The sequence below is a fragment of the Gordonia insulae genome (genome assembly GCF_003855095.1).
Taxonomy (GTDB): Bacteria; Actinomycetota; Actinomycetes; order Mycobacteriales; family Mycobacteriaceae; genus Gordonia; species Gordonia insulae.
In genome coordinates, this window is record NZ_CP033972.1 from 1,542,694 (window position 1) to 1,564,388 (window position 21,695).

Annotated in this window: 19 protein-coding genes and 1 riboswitch; of the genes, 17 read left to right on the forward strand and 2 right to left on the reverse strand. The window is 68.1% G+C overall.

Annotated features, from left to right (window positions below):
* Positions 1-126 precede the first annotated feature (126 nt).
* From D7316_RS07020 to D7316_RS07060, 9 genes are all read left to right on the forward strand, one after another.
* On the forward strand, positions 127-1,170 hold the full coding sequence (locus D7316_RS07020; RefSeq protein WP_124707641.1) for an alpha/beta hydrolase: 1,044 nt from the start codon (positions 127-129) through the stop codon (positions 1,168-1,170).
* 45 nt (positions 1,171-1,215) lie between these two features.
* Positions 1,216-2,682: a condensation domain-containing protein gene (locus D7316_RS07025; protein WP_124707642.1), complete on the forward strand. Its 1,467-nt coding sequence runs from the start codon at positions 1,216-1,218 to the stop codon at positions 2,680-2,682.
* Positions 2,683-2,688: 6 nt separating this feature from the next.
* A complete protein-coding gene (locus D7316_RS07030) occupies positions 2,689-4,116 on the forward strand; it encodes a condensation domain-containing protein (protein ID WP_124707643.1) in 1,428 nt (475 codons plus the stop codon).
* Complete coding sequence (locus D7316_RS07035) at positions 4,113-5,456, forward strand: condensation protein (protein WP_164473747.1); 1,344 nt, start codon at positions 4,113-4,115, stop codon at positions 5,454-5,456. Before D7316_RS07030 ends, D7316_RS07035 begins: the two co-directional genes overlap by 4 nt.
* Positions 5,457-5,605: 149 nt before the next feature.
* The gene (locus tag D7316_RS07040) at positions 5,606-6,496 is read left to right on the forward strand and encodes a sulfurtransferase (protein ID WP_124707645.1); all 891 of its coding nucleotides are present in this window, start codon (positions 5,606-5,608) and stop codon (positions 6,494-6,496) included.
* A gap of 3 nt (positions 6,497-6,499) precedes the next feature.
* Entirely contained in the window at positions 6,500-6,955 is a 456-nt protein-coding gene (locus D7316_RS07045) for a SufE family protein (RefSeq protein WP_124707646.1), read from the forward strand.
* Positions 6,952-8,490, forward strand: a complete 1,539-nt coding sequence (locus D7316_RS07050; RefSeq protein WP_124707647.1) for a condensation domain-containing protein — start codon at positions 6,952-6,954, stop codon at positions 8,488-8,490. The genes D7316_RS07045 and D7316_RS07050 overlap by 4 nt, the downstream gene beginning before the upstream one ends.
* A gap of 213 nt (positions 8,491-8,703) precedes the next feature.
* Complete coding sequence (locus D7316_RS07055) at positions 8,704-10,512, forward strand: acetyl/propionyl/methylcrotonyl-CoA carboxylase subunit alpha (protein ID WP_124707648.1); 1,809 nt, start codon at positions 8,704-8,706, stop codon at positions 10,510-10,512.
* 20 nt (positions 10,513-10,532) lie between these two features.
* Positions 10,533-10,901 (forward strand): GNAT family N-acetyltransferase, encoded by a 369-nt coding sequence (locus D7316_RS07060; RefSeq protein WP_124707649.1) that lies wholly within the window; start codon positions 10,533-10,535, stop codon positions 10,899-10,901.
* A 67-nt stretch (positions 10,902-10,968) separates the two neighbouring features.
* Here D7316_RS07060 and D7316_RS07065 read toward each other — a convergent pair whose 3' ends face one another.
* Complete coding sequence (locus D7316_RS07065) at positions 10,969-11,568, reverse strand: nucleotidyltransferase family protein (RefSeq protein WP_232016808.1); 600 nt, start codon at positions 11,566-11,568, stop codon at positions 10,969-10,971.
* Between the two features lie 160 nt (positions 11,569-11,728).
* Between D7316_RS07065 and D7316_RS07070 the strand changes: the two genes are divergently transcribed.
* The 6 genes from D7316_RS07070 to metE all read left to right on the forward strand — a co-directional run bounded on the left by D7316_RS07070 (position 11,729) and on the right by metE (position 18,204).
* Positions 11,729-13,714 carry a solute carrier family 23 protein gene (locus D7316_RS07070; protein ID WP_124707650.1) on the forward strand — a complete coding sequence of 662 codons (1,986 nt, stop codon included), beginning with the start codon at positions 11,729-11,731 and terminating at the stop codon, positions 13,712-13,714.
* Between the two features lie 10 nt (positions 13,715-13,724).
* Positions 13,725-14,258, forward strand: coding sequence for a 2-oxo-4-hydroxy-4-carboxy-5-ureidoimidazoline decarboxylase (uraD, locus tag D7316_RS07075; protein ID WP_124707651.1), 534 nt, complete (start codon positions 13,725-13,727; stop codon positions 14,256-14,258).
* Positions 14,255-14,581, forward strand: a complete 327-nt coding sequence (uraH, locus tag D7316_RS07080) for a hydroxyisourate hydrolase (RefSeq protein ID WP_124707652.1) — start codon at positions 14,255-14,257, stop codon at positions 14,579-14,581. Before uraD ends, uraH begins: the two co-directional genes overlap by 4 nt.
* A gap of 219 nt (positions 14,582-14,800) precedes the next feature.
* The gene (locus D7316_RS27615) at positions 14,801-14,932 is read left to right on the forward strand and encodes a hypothetical protein (protein WP_269462489.1); all 132 of its coding nucleotides are present in this window, start codon (positions 14,801-14,803) and stop codon (positions 14,930-14,932) included.
* 14 nt (positions 14,933-14,946) lie between these two features.
* Positions 14,947-15,387, forward strand: coding sequence for a DUF5994 family protein (locus D7316_RS07085; RefSeq protein WP_124707653.1), 441 nt, complete (start codon positions 14,947-14,949; stop codon positions 15,385-15,387).
* A 134-nt stretch (positions 15,388-15,521) separates the two neighbouring features.
* A riboswitch (cobalamin riboswitch) is annotated at positions 15,522-15,737 on the forward strand.
* 148 nt (positions 15,738-15,885) lie between these two features.
* Positions 15,886-18,204 carry a 5-methyltetrahydropteroyltriglutamate--homocysteine S-methyltransferase gene (gene metE, locus D7316_RS07090; RefSeq protein WP_124707654.1) on the forward strand — a complete coding sequence of 773 codons (2,319 nt, stop codon included), beginning with the start codon at positions 15,886-15,888 and terminating at the stop codon, positions 18,202-18,204.
* Positions 18,205-18,347: 143 nt separating this feature from the next.
* On the opposite strand, the gene D7316_RS07095 is transcribed toward metE, so the two are convergent.
* Positions 18,348-19,289 carry an AraC family transcriptional regulator gene (locus D7316_RS07095; protein WP_124707655.1) on the reverse strand — a complete coding sequence of 314 codons (942 nt, stop codon included), beginning with the start codon at positions 19,287-19,289 and terminating at the stop codon, positions 18,348-18,350.
* A gap of 141 nt (positions 19,290-19,430) precedes the next feature.
* Between D7316_RS07095 and D7316_RS07100 the strand changes: the two genes are divergently transcribed.
* Positions 19,431-20,000, forward strand: a complete 570-nt coding sequence (locus tag D7316_RS07100) for a flavin reductase family protein (RefSeq protein ID WP_124707656.1) — start codon at positions 19,431-19,433, stop codon at positions 19,998-20,000.
* 70 nt (positions 20,001-20,070) lie between these two features.
* A complete protein-coding gene (locus D7316_RS07105; RefSeq protein WP_124707657.1) occupies positions 20,071-21,681 on the forward strand; it encodes a 4-hydroxyphenylacetate 3-hydroxylase family protein in 1,611 nt (536 codons plus the stop codon).
* Positions 21,682-21,695: the final 14 nt, after the last annotated feature.

Sequence of the window (21,695 nt, forward strand, 5' to 3'; positions counted from 1 at the left end):
ACTGGACCGTGGGGTTCGCGGCACCCTATGGTTAGTTTCACTTGCAAATGGAACAGATTTAGGCTTACCTAACTTTGTTGTGCGGCACCTCGCTCGCGCGCACCTGAACCGAGGAGTAGACAGTCGATGACGATTGTTCGGACACGACCGGTCCGAGAGTTCGCCACCGGCGCGTCCGGCCGCCGCTTCGCCCGCGTCACCGCGGTCGCCGCCATCGTCGTCGCGACGGTGGCCACGTTGTTGGGCACCGCGAGCATCGCGTCGGCCGCCCCGACGTCACCGACCATCGAACGCGTCGTCCGCGAGGGCCCGACCCGCTACGGCGTGTACGTGTACTCGGTCGCGATGCACAAGACCGTGAAGGTGCAGGTACTGGTGCCGCGGGTGCAGAGCGGACCCCGGCCGTCGCTGTACATGCTCAGCGGCCTGGGTGAAGAGGACCCGCAGAAGAGCATCTGGCTGCTGAAATCGGACGCCGAGCAGTTCTTCGCCGACAAGAACGTCACCGTCGCACTGCCACTGGCCGGCAACGGCAGTTTCTACGCCGACTGGCAGCGCGACGACCCGAAACTGGGCCGGTACAAGTGGGAGACGTTCCTCACCAAGGAGCTGCCCCCGCTGATCGACGCCCGGTTCGACGGCAACGGACGCCGCGGCATCGCCGGCTTGTCGATGGGCGCCGGCTCGAGCCTGATGCTGGCCGCCCGCAACCCCGGCTTCTATCGTGCCGTCGCCGCCTACAGCGGCTGTTACACCACCACCGGACCGGCCGGACAGGCCTATGTGCGGGGCATCGTCTCGGCGTTCGGCGGCGACCCCGACAACATGTGGGGCCCGCCCGACGACCCCGCCTGGAGTGCGCACGACGTGCTGCGCCATTCCGCCGGCCTGCGGGGTAGCGCCGTGTACGTCTCGACCGGGACGGGACGAGCTGGTCGGTACGACGCACCCGGCTACCCGGGCAACTCCGACCCGACCGACCGTCAGGTCGTCGGGGGTGCGATCGAACTGGGTTCGCTGTGGTGCACCCAGAACCTCCAGGCCCAGCTCGCCGCACAACGAATCCGGGCGTCGTTCCACTACGTCGACCCCGGAACCCACTCCTGGCCCTACTGGGTCGATCAGCTACACCGCAGCTGGCCGTTCATCAGAGCAGGTCTGAGCCGCTGACACCGATGATCCCGCGGGGGCGATGACATTGACGAAGGAGTTTTGATGGAATACACCGAGCTCGCCGACTACCCACTCCCCGGCGGCACCCTGACCGCATGGGTCCCCGAGGCGACACCGGACGCGTGGTCCGATGACGACCGGCGTCTGTCGTACATGCACGTCGAGCACGCCAACCGCGCGGCGGCCGAGGGCGACGCCTGGTACAGCCAGTGGATCGGTACCGCCTTCATGATCCATCGCCCCCTCGACGGCGACGCCCTGGCGCAGACGATGATGCGCTGGTACGCGCGCCACGAGGCGTTCCGGACGTCGGTCACCGACGGCGGATCGGGCGAACCGCGACGGATCACCCTGTCGGCCGACGCGGTATCGGTCTCGCGCCGGCCGATGGGCACCGACCTCGGCAGCACCGAGGTGTTCGAGCGGATCAACGAGTACTTCAACACCACGGTCAGCCCGTTGACGTGGCCGCACTGCGTCGCCGTCACCGTCGAGCTCCGCGACCGCGACGACGCCTTCCTGCTCGTCTTCGCCGCCGACCACACCGTGATGGACGCCTACACCCAGGTCTTCGCGATCAAGGAACTCACCGCGATCTACGAATCGGTCGTCTCCGGCGAACCCGACGGTCTCGCCGACTTCGGCAGTTACGTCGACTTCTCCGACGCGGAGCGCGCGCTCGGGGACCAGATCCGCGACTCCGACGACGCCGTCGCCGGGTGGAGTCGGTTCTTCGCGGCCGCCGATCCGGAGTCGACACAACCGACGCCCATGCCGCGATTCCCCATCACCCTGCCCGTGGACACCGCCGAGAAGCCCACGATCGTGGCCGAGCGCACGCCCGAACGCGGATTCCAGGCCACCCTCTCCTCGTGGCTGCTCGACGCGTCGGAGACCGCCGCGTTCAACGCCCTCTGCAAGGACGCCGGCGCCAACATGCAGGCCGGGATCTACACCGCGCTGTCGATGGCCGCGGCACGGCTGAGCGGGTCGGGTGACCTCCGCTTCATCAACCCGATCCACACCCGCAGCGAACTGCAGTGGGGCGAGGCCGCCGGCTGGTTCGTCGGCATCATCCCGGTGCACCTGCGGACGCAGGGTGCGACCACCTTCCGCGAGGCCATCGGCCCGATCGCGGCCAGCGCGGCCGAGTACAAGCGCGTCGGCGCCGCACCGTTCGCCCCGATCGCCGACCTCATCGGCGGCGACACCACCCCACCCGGACTCGTCGTCTCCTACATCGACCTACGTCACGCCGAGGGAGCCGACGAGTGGGAGCCGCGCAACGCCCGGGTGTTGCGCAGTTCGACCCGCAACGCCGACGAGGTCTACTTCTGGATCAACCGGGTCCCGGCCGGCACCAACATCTCGTCGCGGTTCCCCACCGGCCCGCAGGCCGACACCGTCCACCGCTTCATCTCCACGTTCCACCAGATCCTGAAGACGGTGATCGCCGATGGTGATCTCGCCTACGACGCACCGGTTCTCGACTCCACGAACGCGCCCTAGGACCAGATGAGCCGGACCCCGCTCCTACACTTCCCACTCGTCGGCGGCACGACGGTGCAGTGGCGCCTGGCCGACCCGGAGGGTGCGCTCGCCGCCGCCGAGCGCACCCCGGACGGGGTCACCTTCCTGCAGTCCGACCACCTCGTCGCCGCCGCGGCCAAACAGGGCCGCGGCGAGACCCACACCGGGACAGCATCGGCGGTCACGGTGTTCGACGGCCCACTCGACCGCCCGGCCATGGCCGCGGCGCTGACGGCGTTCACCCGCCGGCACGAGGAACTGCGCGCGGTCTACGGTCTCGACGACACCGGACCCGTCCGCCGGGTGGCACCGGCCGAGGTCACCGAGTACGTCACCGTCGAGCACGGTGCGCATCTCGCCGACGACGACGACGTCATCGGCCACATCGTCGATCGCATCGAGACCGAGGCGATCTTCGACCGGATGCCCGGCGTCATCTACGGTGCGGTCGACGCCGGCGACCGGTTCACCTTCTACATCGGGACGGATCACGCGCACACCGACGGCTTCTCGCAGTTCCTCGGGCTCCACGAGATCGCCCGGCTCTATCGCGGATTCCGCGACGGGGACGTCCCGCGGCCCGCGGACGCGGGCACGTTCGGCGATTACATCGCCGCCGAGAAGGCGATCGTCGCGACCGCCGACCCGCTCGATCCGCGAATCGCGCAGTGGCGGGAGATCCTGTCCGCCAACGACGGTCGCGTGCCACGGTTCCCATTCGACATCGGCCTCGCCGACGGCGAGCCCGCGCTCGCCCGGCCGATCCAGCGGACCCTGCTCTCCGGCAACCAACTCGACGCGTGTGACGCGCACGGCGGCGCCCGCCAGTCCTTCGTCGGCGTGATCTATGCCGCCCTCGCGGCCGCGCAGCACGAATTGCTCGGCAGCGAAAGATATTTCACTGCGACGGTGCTGGCCACCCGCCCCGACGGGCACGCGAGCACCCAGGGCTGGTTGTGCAACTTCGCCCCCGTCGAGTTCCCGGTCGCCGCGGGCACGCCCTTCAGCTCGGTCGTCAGCGCGGCAGGCGATGCCGTCGCGCGGGCGCGCGACCTCGCGACCCTGCCGGTCCACGTGGCCTTGGCGGTGCTGGCCGCCGACGGCAGCTACATTCCCGACGAGGGTTCGCCACAGATGGTGTCCTACATCGACTTCCGCAAGATCCCCGGCAGCGACGACCCGGTTCTGCAGCGGGTCACCTGCTTCCCGGCGATCGGCCTGACCCGCAACGCCAACATGTGGTTCACGCGTTACACCGACAAACTCACCATGCTGGCCCACATCCCGGACAATCCCACCGCGCGTTCCACCTTCGACGCCTACGCCGACGCCGTCCAACGCTGGTTGACGGCATACGCCGAGGGTGCGGATCCGTCGATCGGCGCCAATCCGCGGATCGGGGCGTCATCGTGAAACTGTGCGGAGTCGACACCGTCGACATCGAGCCCGGCGACGTCCACCGATGGGAGCTGTCGGCATCCGCGCCGTCCGAGCCCGTCGCCGTGCCGCCGTCGGAGAACGAGAAGTTCCATCTCGATGCCGTGCGCCGCCACCGCGCCGCCGGCTGGCTGGCGCTCGCGCTCGAGTTCGACGAAGCGGTCGCCGTCGACGACCTGACCGACGCCCTGCGGGCGCTCATCGACCGACATGAGGTGCTGCGCTGTCATTTCGTGGCCGACGGCGAGGAGTACCACCGCCACTGCGTACCCGCCGGGACGGTCACCGTCACCCCGGTCCCCGCCGCACCGCCGACCGGGGGCGCAGCCGGTCGGCTCGCCGAGGGTCTGCTCGCCGAGATCGCCACGGCCTGCTCGCCGTTCACTCCCCTGCACCATTTCTTCGTCGCCGTTCGCCGACCCACGTCGACCACCCTCATCGTCGCCTTCGACCACTGCTACGTCGACGCGTACTCACTGGCGGTGATCGCCGCCGACCTCGCCGACGACCTGGCCGGCACCCCGGTGGCACAGCCGGCGAGCTACCTCGACATCCGAACGATCGAGGAGTCCGCCCCGGTGGTGGCCGCCGACGATCCGCGCCTGGGTGCGTGGGGCGAGTTCCTCGCCGCCAACGACTGGGCGGTTCCGGAGTTCCCCCTCGACCTCGGTCTGGCCCGCGGCGAGACCGCCGACGTGCACACCGACATCCGGACACTGATGTGTACCGCTTCCGCGCGCCGCTTCGAGCGGGCCGTACACGCGGTGAACGCCCGCACCTACCCGGCATTGCTCACCGCCGTCGCCGACGCCGTTCACGACGCCGGTGGTCCCGCCGAACTGGCCACCATCCTCCCGGTACACACCCGGTGGGGTGCCGACGACCGGCGGACGGTCGGCTGGTTGGTGGGAAACGCCCCGATCCGGTTGAGCGCCCGCGCCGCGGTCGGCACGGCACTGCGCACCAATTCGACCCGTCTCGGCGAGGCACTGCCCCTCGCGCGGATCGGCCTGACGCCGGTCTACCGGACCTACGCCGACCTGATCCGCGCCAATCGCAACGACGTGTTCATGGTCTCCTACGTCGACTACCGCAAACTCGGTCTCCCCGAACATATCTCGACCCGACAGATCTCCAGCTCACGCGAGACCGACGGGGCACAGTTCTGGTTCTGGCGTGACCTCGACGGCATCCATGTCCGGACCCGCTACCCGGACACCCCGGTGGCACACCGGACGATGCGCCGGGTCCTCGCGGCACTCGACGCACGGGTACACCACATCCATGCCGCCGAGCCGCGACATCGCGCGGGCTGAGGCACCCGCGACCGCACCGATCCGCCCCGGCACACCGCACACCACACCGACCTCATCTGTGGGTAGGCTCATGTGCGAGACACCGCGCGTCGGCGGATCCGTCACGACAGCCTGGTTGCGGACCGACGACACTCATGAAGGGACCGCAGTTGAGCGTTGAGACAGATCCGAATCCGGCGTTCGCCACCTATGCGCACCCGGAGCGTCTCGTCACGACCCAGTGGCTGTCGGCGCACCTCGGCGCCAAAGGACTCAAGATCATCGAGTCCGACGAAGACGTCCTGCTCTTCGACATCGGCCACATCCCGACGGCGCAGAAGGTCGACTGGCACCTGCACCTGAATGACCCGGTCACCCGCGACTACATCAACGGCGAGCAGTTCGCCGAACTGATGCGCAGCAAGGGCATCGAGCGCGACGACACCATCGTGATCTACGGCGACAAGAGCAATTGGTGGGCCGCCTACGCCCTCTGGGTCTTCACCCTCTTCGGCCACGAGGACGTCCGACTCCTCGACGGCGGCCGCGACGCCTGGATGTCCGAGGACCGCGACACATCCTTCGACGTCCCCGAGTATCCCCGCTCCGACTACCCCGTCGTGGAGCGCGACGACAGCCGTATCCGCGCATTCGCCCCCGAGGTGCTCGCCTCGCTCGGCACCGCGCCACTCGTCGACGTCCGGTCACCGCAGGAGTACACCGGCGAGCGCACCCACATGCCCGACTATCCGGAGGAGGGTGCACTGCGCGGCGGGCACATCCCCACCGCCGTGTCGATCCCGTGGGCCAAGGCGGCCGCTCCCGACAGCCGGTTCCGGTCCAAGACCGAACTCGACGAGATCTACGCCGATCTCGATCCGACGACGCCGACCATCGCCTACTGCCGCATCGGCGAGCGATCGAGCCACACCTGGTTCGTCCTGACCCATCTGCTGGGCTTTGAGAACGTACGCAATTACGACGGGTCCTGGACCGAGTGGGGCAACGCCGTGCGTGTGCCGATCGCCATCGGCCCGGAGCCGGGCTCGGCCCCCGCCTGAGATATGAGTCTGCCCGCACCACTGGCCGAGATCGTCGAGGACTTCGGCGCACTCGGCGACTCGGACAAGGTGACACTCCTCCTGGAGTTCTCCCGCGAACTGCCCGACCTCCCGGGACACCTGCGCGAGGACGCCATGGAACCGGTACCGGAATGCCAGTCGCCGGTCTTCCTGTCGGTCGACGCAACCGACCCGGCGTCGGTGCGGCTGTATTTCAGCGCACCGCCCGAGGCACCGACCACCCGTGGCTTCGCGTCGATCCTGCATCAGGGGCTCGACGGCGCGTCGGCCGACGACATCCTTGCCGTGCCGGCCGATTTCTACCACGATCTGGGCCTCGGTTCGGCGGTGAGTCCGCTGCGCCTGCGCGGCATGGCAGGGATGCTCGGCCGGATCAAGTCCCAGGTCCGTGCCGCACGGTCGGGTGACCGAGCCGGCGGGCCGTCCCTCGGGACATGAAGTTCATCCAGATCCGTGAGGAGCCCATCGATCCCGGCGGACTCGTCGAGTGGATGCCCTACGTGCCCGGCGGTCTCGGCACCTGGATTCACGATTCCCGCCTGACCTCCCACAACCACGAACAACACCTGCGGTCGGCGTTCGAGTATCGCCTCCGCACCCGCCGCGAGGGCGGTCGCGAATCCTGGCTCGGGGTCTCCATCGAATTCGACGAGCCGTTGTCGATCCCGGCGGTGCGTGCGACGCTGATGCGCTGGATTGACCGCCACGAGGTGCTCCGCAGCCACGTGGTCATCAAGGGTGACGGCCTGCAACGGCTCAGCACCGCGCCCGGCACGGTCAAACTCAAGATGGGCCGGATCGGTTGGTACACCGAATCGGGACCATTGGTCGAGCAGATCGCCGGTGCGTTCGACCGGGCCACGGCACCCCTGCACTGGCCGGCGTACATGTTCGCCACCGTCGGCCGGGAGGATTCGTTCACGCTGCTGTTCGCCGCCGACCACTCGCTGGTCGACGGCTACTCGCTGATCATGGCGCAGCACGAACTGGTCACCCTGTACCGGGCGGCCCGCGACCACACCGAACCCGAACTCCCGGAGGTCGGCAGCTACGTCGACTTCAGTGCCGAGGAGCGACGCCAGGCCGACCAGACCGGCGCCGACCATCCGGCGGCCGCGATATGGTCCACATTCCTGCGTGCCGGCCGGGGAGGAATGCCGGGATTCCACCTGCGGCGGAGTGACCCGGAACCTTCGGCAGCCCGACTGCCCGGACCGGTCGTCGAGCCGGGCGACGACTCGCCGGTCCCGCAGGACGCCATCACCGGTGTCGTTCTCGACGACGACGCCGCCAACCGATTCACCGCGGTCTGCTCGGCGGCCGGCGGGACGATGACCGCAGGCGTGCTGGCCGCCTTCGCGCTCGTCTACCACCGGCACACCGGCGACCCCGAGTTCCGCTGCGTCCTGCCCCGCCACACCCGCGACGACAAGCGCTGGCTGACCGCTCTGGGATGGTTCGTCGCCGTCGCCCCCTTCTGCATCGACGTCTCCGACTCGCCGACCTTCGATCAGGCGGTGGTGCGGGCCACGGCGGAACTGAAACGATGCAGGCAGGGCGCATCACTGCCCTTCCTGCGGGTGGCCGAACTCATCGGTCAACGCGGGGAGCCCCGCTTCGTCATCTCGTTCATCGACACCCGCTACGCACCGGGCGCGGCCGCCGCGGACGCGGGCCGGGCGAAGGTGCTGCGCAGCCACAGCTACGCGCCGCACGAGGTCTACATCTGGATCAACCGGACCCCATCGGGCATCCGGGTCTCCGCGCGTTTCCCACCCGAGCCCGTCGCGGTCGCGGCCGGTCCCGAGGCGGGAGTGAACAATCCCACTCCGCCCGATCACCCGGACGTTCCGGTCGCCGAGATCGGCGACGGCGAGACCACCGATATCGGTCCGGTCCACGCCTACCTGCGTGATTTCGCGCAGCTCCTCCGAGAGATCGGCGATACCAGCACGTTTGGCACCCAGGGGTGACCGACACGGTACTCATCGGTAACCTGACCGCAGCCGACCGATCAATTGCTCGGTGGGCTATGGTGTTGCCCGGAACACGCGACGCTTAGACTCCAAGTGTCGTGCGTCACCCGTCCGGCCCGCACCCGGCCGCCACGGGTGGACACCAAGACGAGTGATGTCCGACTTACCAGCCAGTGCCGCTCACGAGCGGCGCGACGCCCAGGAGAACAAGTGCCAAGTCCCTCTGCGAACAGTATTTCCAAGGTCCTCATCGCCAACCGCGGCGAGATCGCCGTGCGCGTCATCCGGGCCGCCCGAGATGCCGGTATCCCCAGCGTCGCCGTCTATGCCGAGCCGGACGCCGAGGCGCTGTTCGTCAAACTCGCCGACGAGGCATTCGCCCTCGGCGGACAGACCTCCGCAGAGTCGTACCTGGTGTTCGACAAGATCCTCGACGCCGCCGCCAAGTCGGGCGCCAACGCCGTTCATCCCGGATACGGCTTCCTCTCCGAGAACGGCGACTTCGCGCAGGCCGTCATCGACGCGGGCCTGATCTGGATCGGACCGTCCCCGCAGTCGATCCGCGACCTCGGTGACAAGGTCACCGCGCGCCACATCGCACTCAAGGCCAACGCGCCGATGGCTCCCGGCACCAAGGACCCCGTCAAGAACGCCGACGAGGTCGTCGCATTCGCCGAGGAACACGGCGTGCCCGTTGCGATCAAGGCGGCGTTCGGCGGCGGCGGCCGCGGCATGAAGGTCGCCTACACCATCGAGGAGATCCCGCACCTGTTCGAGTCGGCCACCCGCGAGGCGGTCGCCGCGTTCGGTCGCGGTGAGTGCTTCGTCGAGCGCTACCTCGACAAGGCCCGCCACGTCGAGGCCCAGGTGATCGCCGACCAGCACGGCAACGTCATCGTCGCGGGGACCCGCGACTGCTCGCTGCAGCGTCGCTTCCAGAAGCTCGTCGAGGAGGCCCCCGCGCCGTTCCTCAGCGACGAACAGCGCACCAAGATCCACGAATCCGCCAAGGCGATCTGCCGCGAGGCCGGCTACTACGGCGCGGGCACCGTCGAGTTCCTCGTCGGCAGCGACGGCCTGGTCTCCTTCCTCGAGGTCAACACCCGCCTGCAGGTGGAACACCCGGTCACCGAGGAGACCGCAGGCATCGACCTCGTGCGTCAGCAGTTCCGCATCGCCAACGGCGACAAGCTGGAGATCTCCGAGGATCCGACGCCGCGCGGCCACTCGTTCGAGTTCCGCATCAACGGTGAGGACGCCGGCCGCAACTTCCTGCCCGCGCCGGGCCCCATCACCGTGTACAAGGAGCCGACCGGCCCCGGTGTGCGTGTCGACTCGGGCGTCGTCGAGGGCGACGTCATCGGTGGACAGTTCGACTCGATGCTCGCCAAGCTGATCGTCACCGGCGAGAACCGCGAACAGGCACTCGAGCGGTCGGCGCGTGCGCTGGCCGAGTTCCAGGTCGAGGGTCTTGCCACGGTGCTCCCGTTCCACCGGCACATCGTCGAGAACCCGGCGTTCCACGGGCACACCGACGAGAACGGCGACGAGAAGTTCGACATCTACACCAAGTGGATCGAGACCGACTGGGACAACCCGATCGAGCCCTACACGGGTGGCGAGCCGATCGAGGACGACGAGTCGCTGCCGCGTCAGAACGTGGTCGTCGAGGTCGGTGGCCGCCGGGTCGAGGTCTCGCTGCCGGGTGATCTGACCCTCGGTGGCGGCGGTGGCGCCGGCAACGGTGTCGTCCGCAAGAAGCCGAAGGCGCGCGCGCGCAAGAAGGGCGGCAATGCCGCGGTCTCCGGCGACGCCGTGCAGGCCCCCATGCAGGGCACCGTGGTGAAGGTCGCCGTCGAGGAAGGCCAGGAGGTCTCCGCCGGAGAGCTGGTCGTCGTGCTCGAGGCGATGAAGATGGAGAACCCGGTCACCGCCCACAAGGACGGTGTGGTCACCGGTCTCGCCGTCGAGGCGGGCGCCGCGGTCACCCAGGGCACCCTGCTGCTCGAACTGAAGTAGCGAAGCAGACCGCAGGACCCGTGGAAGCCGTCGAGATCAATGCCGGCGCGTGGTACCTGCGCGCGCTGCGCGCCGACGACCGCATCTCCGACGTCCCCGCGCTCGACGACCTCGGACTCGACGACCCGGCCGGCTACGTCGCTTCGGCGACGGCCGGGTGGTCTGCGGAGACGGCATTCACGTGGGCGGTCTGTGAACCGACGACCGGTGAACTCGTCGCGCTGATCGGCTTCCGCGACGACGGCACGCCGGTCCCGCTGCAGGGCCGCGCACGATCGGGACACCAGTCGGCGCTCGCCGCCGCGACCGGTCCCGTCGCCCGGTTCGGAGCGGCCGCGATCGGCCTGGAGATCACCGACGCACTGACCGACGCGATCCCCATGCCCTAGCCCGGATCCCGCTCGCGGCGGATCCGTCGGTTCGGGCCGACCGGCAGGGGTTGGCCGGTCCTGCCGTTCAGTTCGGGCGATCCCGGTCCCGCCCGGACGCCAGATCGCCGCAGTCGACGCCCAGCACGTCGGCGGCGTGCGCCGCCAGATACCGTCCGGCACCGACGTCACCGTGCAGCGTCTCGGTCATCGCGTCGAGATGATCGGCGCCCACGTACACCGGGTGGCCCGGCAGGCCACCGAACATCGCGCGCGCCAAGACGTCGCGCCGCCGCGCGGCCACGCCGACGACACGCTCCACCACCGCCGCACCGACATCCGGTGTGTCAACAACATGTAAAACCATCCCGGCCACCCACGACCGTCCGCGAGCCACCCCGACCGCGCGGCGCACCGTCGCGCCGAGCCCATCGGCCCAGTCCGGCACCCACAGCACCGATGCCCCCGCGGGCGGCTCGACAACCCGGGCACCCATCGCCACGACCACTTCGCGACACCCCCCGTCCGCGAGTGCACGAACCGCATTCTCCAGCCATTCCCCTTGCCGCGCAACTATTTTCGGCTCTCCATACCGGGTCCCAGCGCCGGCTGCCAGCACCACACCGAGCACGCCGCCACCATCGTCGCCTGCCGTCGGCACCACCCGGTCACCGGAATCCGCCACCACCGATCACGTCACCTCCTGCTGTCCGATCCGCCCCTTTTACGCGACCGAAATATACGATCCACCACCAAGCGGAAAACCGTTGGCCGGTCCACTATTTACCTGCCACCGTGGGCGCCGCGCGCCCCGGACCCCAAGGCTGCAAGCAGAAGGTGAGAGGGACATGGCAACGGATTCCACCGCCCCGGCAGAAGCGCCGAAGAAGAAGAGGCGCGTCCACCCGGTCGATCAGGTGCCGCCCGCGGGCAAGCTCGTCGCGTTGGGCACCCAGCACGTCGTCGCGTTCTACGCGGGCGCGGTACTGGTGCCGCTGCTGATCGCCCGAGCCATCGACCTCGATTCCGAGGCACTGACGATGCTGATCACCGCCGACCTGTTCACCTGCGGCATCGCCTCGTTGCTGCAGGCGGTCGGCATCTGGAAGATCGGTGTCCGTCTCCCGCTCCTGCAGGGCATCACCTTCGCGACCCTGGCGCCGGTGATCCAGATCGCCAACAACAACGGGGGCGGCCGGGTCGGCTTGCAGACGGTCTACGGCGCGGTGATCGCAGCTGGCGTCTTCACCTTTCTGATCGCGCCGTTCTTCGCCAAACTCATCCGCTTCCTCCCGCCGGTGGTGACCGGGACGTTGATCACCATCATCGGCATCTGCCTGATCCCGGTGGGTGCGGGCGACGCCGTCAGCGATCCGGCCACCCATATGACCGACTCGGCCAACTGGCGCTGGGTCCTCTACGTCCTCGGCACGATTCTGTTGATCGTGTTGATGCAGCGCTTCTTCCGTGGATTCATGGCGACCATCGCGGTGCTGATGGGTCTGGTCATCGGCACCTTCGTCGCATGGCTGTTCGGCGACGCCTCGTTCTCCTCGGTCGGCGAGGCCAGTTGGCTCGGATTCACGCCCCCGTTCGCCTTCGGGTGGCCGCGCTGGGACATCGTCGCCATCGTCTCGCTGATCGTGGTGCTGATGGTGGTCGCGGTCGAGTCGACCGGTTCGGTCTTCGCGACCGGTGAGATCGTGGGCAAGCGGATCAAGAAGGACGACGTCGCGGCGACCGTGCGCGCCGACGGTCTCGCCACCGTCATCGGCGGATCGTTCAACTCGTTCCCGTACACCGCGTTCTCCGAGAATGTCGGTCTCGTCCGCCTGACCGGGGTCAAGAGCCGCTGGGTGGTGGCGTGCGCGGGTGTCATCATGATCATCCTCGGATTGCTGCCGAAGCTGGCGAAGGTCGTCGAGTCGATCCCGGCGCCCGTCCTCGGCGGCGCCGCGCTGATCATGTTCGCGACTGTCGCCATCGTCGGCATCCAGACACTGACGTCGGTCGACTTCACCGATCACCGCAACCTGATCATCTCGGCGACGTCGCTCGCGGTGGCGCTCTACGTGCAGTTCTCGCAGTCGTCGTCGCCGACCACCGTCATCGAGAAGTCGGGACAGCAGGTCGACGTACCCGCGCTGCCCGGCGTGGACCAGGCGATGCCCAACCTGATCCTGCAGATCCCGTTCTCCACCGGCATCACGATGGGCGCCATCACCGCGATCCTGTTGAACCTGCTGTTCTTCCACGTCGGCGCGAAGGGGCCGGCGGTCGCCGGCGGCGGCGCGATCACGCTCGACGAGGTCAACACGATGACCAAGGAGCAGTTCCGCGAGACCTTCGGCGGAGTCGCACAGAATGTCGACTGGGTGCTGGACCGGGCATGGGATCAGAAGCCGTTCGAGGACGTGCACGATCTGCGCAGCGCATTCCAGGACGCGATGCTGACCGGCAGCGACGCCGAGCAACTCGAACTGATCAAGGCCTTCCCCGATCTGGGCGCCGAGGACGAGGCGGGCGAACTCGTCGCGATCGACCACAAGGGACTCACCCACCTCGAGGAGACCGAGCACGAGAACGTCGTCAACCTCGCCTCCGCCTACCGCGACCACTTCGGATTCCCGCTGGTGATCTGTGCCCGCGAGACCGAACGGTACGACCGGGTGCTGCGCAACGGCTGGGCACGGATGGACAACGCGGAGCGCAGCGAGAAGTCGTTCGCGCTGATCGAGATCGCCAAGATCGCCAATTACCGATTCGACGACCTGGTCGCCGACGCCAATCCGATCACCTCGGCCCGTTTCAGCCGGCAACCGGAACTCTCCTAGGCTGGGCTGCATGCGGCGTGTCGATTGGCGGGGTGTGCCAAGTTTCAACGAGCTCTCCGAACGCCAGGCAATTCATCAGCTCTACGAGTGCTGCAGTTCGTCGATCTGGGCGCTGCGGGTGGCGCGGGCGCGTCCGTTCTCCGACGACGAGGCGTTGCTGGAGTACGCCGACCTGATCCTCGCCGAGCTCACCGACACCGACCTCGACGAGGCGCTGGCCGGTCATCCGCGTATCGGGGACCGGCCGGACAACCCGTCGTCGGCGCGTGAGCAATCGGGGGTCGCGGACGCGCAGGCCGAGGTACTGGCCGAACTGAAGGAGCTCAACGCCGCCTACGAGGAGAAGTTCGGCCACGTCTATCTGGTGTTCGCCAACGGGCGACCGGCCGACGAGCTGCTCGACATCCTCAAGCAGCGCATGAACAACGATCCGACCACCGAGCGCAGGGTGATGCGGATGGAGCTGGCGAAGATCAACCGCAGCCGGCTCGTCCGGATGCTGACCCCGGCGAGCATCTACCTCGAGGAGGAGGCCCCGACGTGACAGGACTGTCCACCCATGTCCTCGACGCGGCGAACGGTACCCCGGCGACCGGCGTCGCGGTCAGCCTGCGCGACGAGTCCGGCGCAGAGCTGGCCGCCGGCGTGACCGACGCCGACGGCCGGATCGGTCAGGTCGGCGCCGACGCCCTACCCGCCGGCATCTACCACCTGGTGTTCGACACCGGAGAGTGGTTCGCCGCCAACAAGATCGAGGGCTTCTACCCACAGATCGACATCTGCTTCACCATCGACGACCCGGCCCGGCATTTCCACGTCCCGGTACTCCTGAGCCCGTACTCGTACTCCACCTATCGCGGCAGCTGAGCGCCGGCCCGCGCCCGCCGACCGCGCCCGCCGACCGCGCCGTTCGACCGCGGCCCCGGCACACACCGGCCGCCAATGCGTCACACTCCCGCGACCAGGGGGTACAGTCAGGATGAAGTCGACGTTTAGCCGAGTCCCCGCAGTCGCGCGGACCGAGTCGGCGGTGGAGCGACTCGCTCGAGCCGCAATCCACCTCACATTTCTCCGAACGGATGCCCCATGTCCAACGATTCGACCCTGTTCTCGCACACCACCGACACCACGCACGCCGCGGTCCAGACCTCGTCGGCAACCGCCGACCTGGAGTTCTCCGACGCGCCAGACGAGTCATCCAGCGTCAGGCGAGACTGATCAGCGGCATCGCCGTGGCGCCCGCGCTCGGTCCGACCCGCCTTCAACTCGCACCCGACCTGACACTCGCCGTGGCGGGCGCCTGGCTGCCCTACACATCCCAGATCTCTCAGGAGCTGCCTGCCCTGCAGATCGCCGCGCGCAGCCGACTGGGCACCATCTCACGCATCGACGTGAACTGGCGCAACTTCGCGCGCTATCCCGGATTCGACTCCGAGAACTCGCCCGACATGCTGCCGCTCATGTCCATCACCGCCGATCGCGCCACCGTCACGCTGCTGGTGATCCCGCCCCGGACCGCATCCGCGCTGGCCGCGACGCTGCTCCGGCAGGCCGGCCAGGGCACCAGCCCACAGGGCTCCGAGTACAGTCACCTGTTCCGCGACGCGCAACGGATACTGCGACGGGCGGCGGCACAGTGCGGCATCGAGTCCGACGCCTCGACCGCCGGCTGAGGATCGTGCCGCCCCTCGGGGCGAAACGAGCATGCCGGGTGTTGGCCCGGCCGATCGTCCTCGCTACTCTGGGCGACGCAGTTGGTTCGCCGCTCGCGGGAGACATGGAGCCCCTACCTTCCCGGCCGGCGTCGACATCGGTGCCGTCGTCTGGTTGACGATCGTCGCCGATGAAGAGGGAATCCGGTGAGAATCCGGAGCTGTCCCGCAGCGGTATGTCGGAACGACCACCGTCACATGCACTGGACCGAAGGTCCGGGAAGCGACGGTCAGTAGGACGCCCCGCCTGGTATGTGCCGGGTCGGTGCCCGCCGACGAGCCCGAAGACCTGCCAGGTGTACCGGACGCGCCGCGTCCGGTGGCTCACCGCCTCGTGGAATGGGCGCAGGTCGAACTGGCGAATCACGACGTCCGCGCTCAGCGGACGTCGATGGGGCTTGCTCGACTCACCCTGCAGGGCGGTGGACCGTCCACGTCGTTCGCAGGAGTTCACTCATCATGTCGACAGCAGTACCGACACCGCCGACAACACCGCAATCCGCCCGCCACTTCACGGCGACCACTCTGGGCACCGCCCGCATCGGCCCGCACCGCGAACTCAAACGCGCTGTCGAGGGCTATTGGGCGGGACGCGTCTCGGCCGCCGAGCTCGATGTCGTCGCCGCCGATCTGCGGCGCCGCTCGTGGGAGGAATTGTCCACGGCGGGAATCGATTCGATTCCGGTCAACACGTTCTCGCTCTACGACCAGATGCTCGACACCGCCGTCATGCTCGACGCCCTGCCGCCGCGAGTGGCCGGTATCGACGATCCGCTCGACCGCTACTTCGCGGCGGCGCGCGGCACCGCCGAGGTGACCCCACTCGAGATGACGAAGTGGTTCGACACCAACTATCACTACCTGGTTCCCGAGATCGGCCCGGACACCGCATTCGCGCTGCGGCCGGACAAGGTCCTGTCCGAGATCGCCCAGGCACACGGCGCCGGGATCACGGCGCGGCCGGTGGTCGTCGGCCCCATCACATTCCTCGCACTGGCGAAGGCGGTCTCCGACGGACCCGCACCGATCACGCGGATCGACGATCTCCTCCCGCTGTACATCGAGTTGCTCGACCGGCTGGTCGATGCCGGTGTCGAGTGGGTCCAGTTCGACGAGCCCGCCCTGGTCACCGACATCGTCGACGGTCTCCCGGATCTCGCCGCCGCCGTATACGGCCGACTGGGCGAGGTCACCCGGCGTCCGGCGATCCTGGTCGCCACCTACTTCGGGGACGCCGGTGACGCACTCGGTGCATTGGCCCGCACCGGGATCGAGGGCATCGCCGTCGATCTGGTGGAAGGCACCGTCGAGTCGGTCGCTGCGGTACCCGAGCTCTCCTCGAAGCTCCTGGTCGCGGGCGTCGTCGACGGCCGCAATGTGTGGCGCACCGACCTCGACCGCGCGCTGGCGACCCTCGGTACCCTGCTCGGCTCCGCCGGCTCCCTGGCGGTGTCGACGTCGTGTTCGACGCTGCACGTGCCGTACTCACTGGCCGGGGAGGACGCTCTGGATGCCAACCTGCGCGGCTGGCTGGCCTTCGCCGCGGAGAAGTTCGGCGAGGTCGCCACGCTGTCCCGGGCCCTGCGCAACGGTCGCGACAGCGAACTGGAGGCGTTCGAGGTGTGCCGGTCGGCACTGGAGACCCGGCAGAGCGACCCTCGTCTGCGGGATATGGCGGTCCGCGACCGACTCGCCGCGATCACCGACTCCGACGTCACCAGGGGTGTCGCGGTCGAGCGGATCGCCGAGCAGAACGCGCGCCTCGGCCTGCCCGCGCTGCCCACCACGACCATAGGCTCGTACCCGCAGACCACCGCCATCCGCAAGGCGCGGGCGGCGTTGCGCTCGCGGGCCATCGACCGCGCCGAGTATCATCGCCGCATGCGCGCGGAGATCTCCGAAGTGGTTGCGCTGCAGGAGAAGATCGGACTCGACGTGCTCGTGCACGGCGAACCCGAGCGCAATGACATGGTCCAGTACTTCGCCGAGCAGCTCGACGGGTTCTTCGCCACCGCCAACGGCTGGGTGCAGTCCTACGGCACCCGATGCGTGCGTCCGCCGATCCTCTTCGGCGACGTCACCCGCCCGAACCCGATGACGGTCGACTGGATCACCTACGCGCAGTCGCTGACCGACAAGCCGGTCAAGGGGATGCTGACCGGACCGGTCACGATCCTGGCGTGGTCGTTCGTCCGCAACGACCAGCCGCTCTCGACGTCGGCCTCTCAGATCGCGCTCGCGATCCGCGACGAGACCGTCGATCTCGAGCGCGCCGGGGTCGGCATCATCCAGGTCGACGAGCCGGCGCTGCGTGAACTGCTGCCACTGCGCAGCGTCGACAAGCCGGCGTACCTCGAGTGGGCGGTCCGGGCCTTCCGACTCGCCACCGCGGGGGTCGACGACTCCACGCAGGTCCACACCCATCTGTGCTACTCGGAGTTCGGTGAGGTGATCGGGGCGATCGCCGCCCTCGATGCCGACGTGACGTCGATCGAGGCGGCCCGCTCGCACATGGAGGTGCTCGACGACCTCAACGCGGTCGGCTTCGCCAACGGTGTCGGTCCGGGCGTGTACGACATCCACTCCCCCCGCGTACCGGATGCCGAGGAGATCGAGAAGTCGCTCGCGGCGGCCCTCGATGCCGTTGATGCCCAACGTCTCTGGGTCAATCCCGACTGCGGCCTGAAGACGCGCGGCACCGACGAGGTGGTCGCATCGCTGACGAACATGGTCACCGCGGCGCGAAAGGTTCGTGAATCGATCTCTGCCACCAGGTGATCCGGCGTCGCCGAGAGTGATCTCGGTACGCCTCCTCGCCACGCTCCCCGGCTACCCGATCAGCGCCAGCGCACCGCTGGTCGGGTGGCCGGCGGGCCACCGTGCGAGCACGCACATCGAGACCACCTCGCCCACACCACTTCTCAGTCTCGCACCACCTGGGAGGGTGACACGCCGTAGCGCTGCCGGAATGCGGCGGCGAACCGGCCGGTGTGGGTGAACCCCCACGTCATGGCCGAATCGGTCACGCTGATCGCCCGCCCGCTCGTCAACTCGTCATGGACCGCCGCGAGCCGGATCTCGGTGAGGCACTCACGAGGCGTCTTGCCGACGTACTCCCGGAAACCCTCCTGCAGACGACGCACGCTCACCCCCGCCACCTGCGCCATGTCCGCCGCCGTCCACGGACGTGCCGGATCGGCCCGCAATGCGTCGAGTACGCGGGTGACGATCCGGGGTCGCGGCACGAGGTGATCGGTCGGGTCGTCGGGCAGCGCGGCGAGCAGGAACGCGTCGGTGAGCGACGCCGCCAACTGCTCGGCGACCAGCGGATTGGCCAGGAGCGGATCGTCGGCGGGTTGCCCCGCGATCGACCGCACCAGCCGCAGCCAGCTCGCACCCGCCGGTGACCGCAGGTCGAGCTGATCCGGGATCGGTGCATCCGGCAGCCCGGTCACCCGGCCGACCTCGTGCTGCAGGAAGTCGCGGTCGATCTTCACACCGACGATGGTGCAGGTGCTCGACCACCGGATGATGTCGGCCGGCGTATCCGGCGGATTCACCGTGGCCAGTCCGCTGGTCGACACCACCGAATGACCCCCGACGCACGTCTCCAGCACACCGCCGAGCGGGACGTTGATGCCGTAGGCACCGGGGTGATCGGAGTGGACGGCGACCTCTGCGCCCCAGCCGATCCGCGCGATCCGCAACGGGCCCACCACCGTGACCGCGACGTCGACGTCGGCCGCGGTACTGGCCGAGTCCCGCGGATTCAGATCGTGCGGGAAGTAGGCGTCCGACACGGCCGCCGAGGCCGCATCCCAGTCCGGGTCACCCGGGATCCGCAGCCGTTCGAGCTGGCTCATCAGTGTCTCCTCACGACCGCCGATCGCTCCCCACGGGTTCGCCGCGTTATCCGGCTCGCCGTCGCGTTCGGCGGATCGTCAGGCGGCTGCGGTCGCTTTATGTTCTACATCACATTCTGCCCCAGGAGAAAGGAGGACGACATGGAACGCAAGGCCCTGCAGAACGTGTTCGGCCAATTCGCCAGCGGTGTCACGGTGATCACCTGCACAAACGCCGAGGGACAACCCCATGGCGCGACGGTGACCGCGTTCACCGCCGTGTCCCTCGAACCGCGGCTGTGTCAGGTGACGATGACCCGGAAGTCCAAGGCGTGCGGGTTCCTGGACCACTCGCCGTTCGCGGTCAACATCCTCGCCGCCGATCAGCTCGACATCGCAATGCATTTCGCCGGGCGGCCCGCCACGCCTGGACCGGTCTGGGCCGACGGCCCGACCGCACCGATCCTGTGCGGCTCGGCGGCGACGCTCAGCTGCACCCCGTGGCGAAGCTACGACGGCGGCGACCACATCATCTTCATCGGCGAGATCGTCGATGCGCAGGCCAGTGGAAAGCCGCCACTTCTCTACTATCGCAGCACTTTTCATGACCTCGGTGATCCGAGCGTGGATTCGCTCTGGACCTTGTCGGCCGACGATCCGCATTCGGGTTGGTTCGACTCGACGACCACATTCACCCCGTTCCACCTCACGAACTCCGGGCAACCGGCGTGACTGCGACGCCCGCGTCGTTCGCACGATTCATCACGATCATCGATCAATCCATCAGAGAGAGGTATCAATCATGACGACCATCGAACGCCCGGAGACCGATGCGCCGCAGGAGAATCCGGCCGCCGACAGTCCCGCCAACAAGACCCGCAACTTCGCGTCGCGCCCGATGACCGGGGACGAGTACATCGAATCACTGCGTGACGGTCGCGAGATCTGGCTGCACGGGGACCGGGTCGAGGATGTCACCACCCACCCGGCGTTCCGCAACCCGATCCGGATGACCGCCCGCCTCTACGACTCGATGCACGACCCCGCCACCAGGGACAAGGTCACCGCGCCGACCGACACGGGCAACGGCGGGGTCACCATGCCGTTCTTCAAGGCGCCCACCAGTTCGGCCGATCTGCTCAAGGAACGCGACGCGATCGCGGAGTGGGCCCGGATGACCTACGGCTGGATGGGCCGCTCCCCCGACTACAAGGCGAGCTTCCTCGGCACCCTGCACGCCAACAAGGACCTCTACGCACCGTTCGAGGCCAACGCCGAACGCTGGTACCGCGAATCCCAGGAGAAGGTCCTCTACTGGAACCACGCGATCATCAATCCGCCGGTGGACCGCCAATTGCCGCCCGACGAGGTCGGCGACGTCTTCATGAAGGTGGAGAAGGAGACCGACGCGGGCCTGATCGTCTCGGGCGCCAAGGTCGTGGCGACCGGCTCGGCGATCACCAACTACAACTTCATCGCCCACTACGGCCTGCCCATCAAGAAGAAGCAGTTCGCGCTGATCTGTACGGTGCCGATGGACTCCCCGGGCATCAAGCTGATCTGCCGGACGTCCTACACCGAGCAGGCCGCGGTGATGGGCAGCCCGTTCGACTACCCGTTGTCGAGCCGCATGGACGAGAACGACACCATCTTCGTCTTCGACAAGGTGCTCGTACCGTGGGAGAACGTCTTCATGTATGGGGACGTGGACCGGATCAACGCCTTCTTCCCGCAATCGGGCTTCCTGCCGCGCTTCACGTTCCAGGGCTGCACACGACTGGCCGTCAAACTCGACTTCATCGCCGGCCTGCTGATGAAGGCCCTGGACTGCACCGGGTCCGGCGGATTCCGCGGCGTGCAGACCCGGGTGGGCGAGGTGATCGGCTGGCGAAACCTGTTCTGGACGCTGAGTGACGCGATGGCCCACAACCCCGAACCGTGGATCGGCGACACCGTGATCCCACGATTGGAGTACGGCCTGACCTACCGGATGTTCATGATGCAGGGCTACCCGCGGATCAAGGAGATCATCGAGCAGGACGTCGCGTCCGGGCTGATCTACCTGCCGTCGAGTGCCGCCGATTTCAAGAGTCCTGACGTCCGGCCGTACCTGGACAAGTACGTCCGCGGCTCCGATGGCATCACCGCCGTCGATCGGGTGAAGGTGATGAAGGCGCTGTGGGATTCGATCGGCACCGAGTTCGGCGGACGCCATGAGCTCTACGAGCGCAATTACTCCGGCAACCATGAGAATGTGAAGGCGGAGTTGCTGTTCGCCGCGCAGAACCGTGGTGGCGTCGAGTCGATGAAGGGGCTCGCCGAGCAGTGCCTGGCCGAGTACGACCTCGATGGTTGGACCGTGCCGGACCTCATCGGCAACGACGACGTCAGCTACTTCGGCGCGGGGAACTGAGGGGCCGGTCTATC

Excerpts from the sequence above, each read along its gene's own strand:
- D7316_RS07050 (WP_124707647.1), top strand. The coding sequence starts at position 6,952 with ATGAAGTTCATCCAGATCCGTGAGGAGCCCATCGATCCCGGCGGACTC.
- D7316_RS07095 (WP_124707655.1), bottom strand. The coding sequence starts at position 19,289 with ATGAGCCAGCTCGAACGGCTGCGGATCCCGGGTGACCCGGACTGGGAT.
- D7316_RS07045 (WP_124707646.1), top strand. The coding sequence starts at position 6,500 with ATGAGTCTGCCCGCACCACTGGCCGAGATCGTCGAGGACTTCGGCGCA.
- D7316_RS27615 (WP_269462489.1), top strand. The coding sequence starts at position 14,801 with ATGTCCAACGATTCGACCCTGTTCTCGCACACCACCGACACCACGCAC.
- D7316_RS07020 (WP_124707641.1), top strand. The coding sequence starts at position 127 with ATGACGATTGTTCGGACACGACCGGTCCGAGAGTTCGCCACCGGCGCG.
- D7316_RS07105 (WP_124707657.1), top strand. The coding sequence starts at position 20,071 with ATGACGACCATCGAACGCCCGGAGACCGATGCGCCGCAGGAGAATCCG.
- uraD (WP_124707651.1), top strand. The coding sequence starts at position 13,725 with ATGCGGCGTGTCGATTGGCGGGGTGTGCCAAGTTTCAACGAGCTCTCC.
- D7316_RS07025 (WP_124707642.1), top strand. The coding sequence starts at position 1,216 with ATGGAATACACCGAGCTCGCCGACTACCCACTCCCCGGCGGCACCCTG.
- D7316_RS07100 (WP_124707656.1), top strand. The coding sequence starts at position 19,431 with ATGGAACGCAAGGCCCTGCAGAACGTGTTCGGCCAATTCGCCAGCGGT.
- D7316_RS07070 (WP_124707650.1), top strand. The coding sequence starts at position 11,729 with ATGGCAACGGATTCCACCGCCCCGGCAGAAGCGCCGAAGAAGAAGAGG.
- D7316_RS07030 (WP_124707643.1), top strand. The coding sequence starts at position 2,689 with ATGAGCCGGACCCCGCTCCTACACTTCCCACTCGTCGGCGGCACGACG.
- metE (WP_124707654.1), top strand. The coding sequence starts at position 15,886 with ATGTCGACAGCAGTACCGACACCGCCGACAACACCGCAATCCGCCCGC.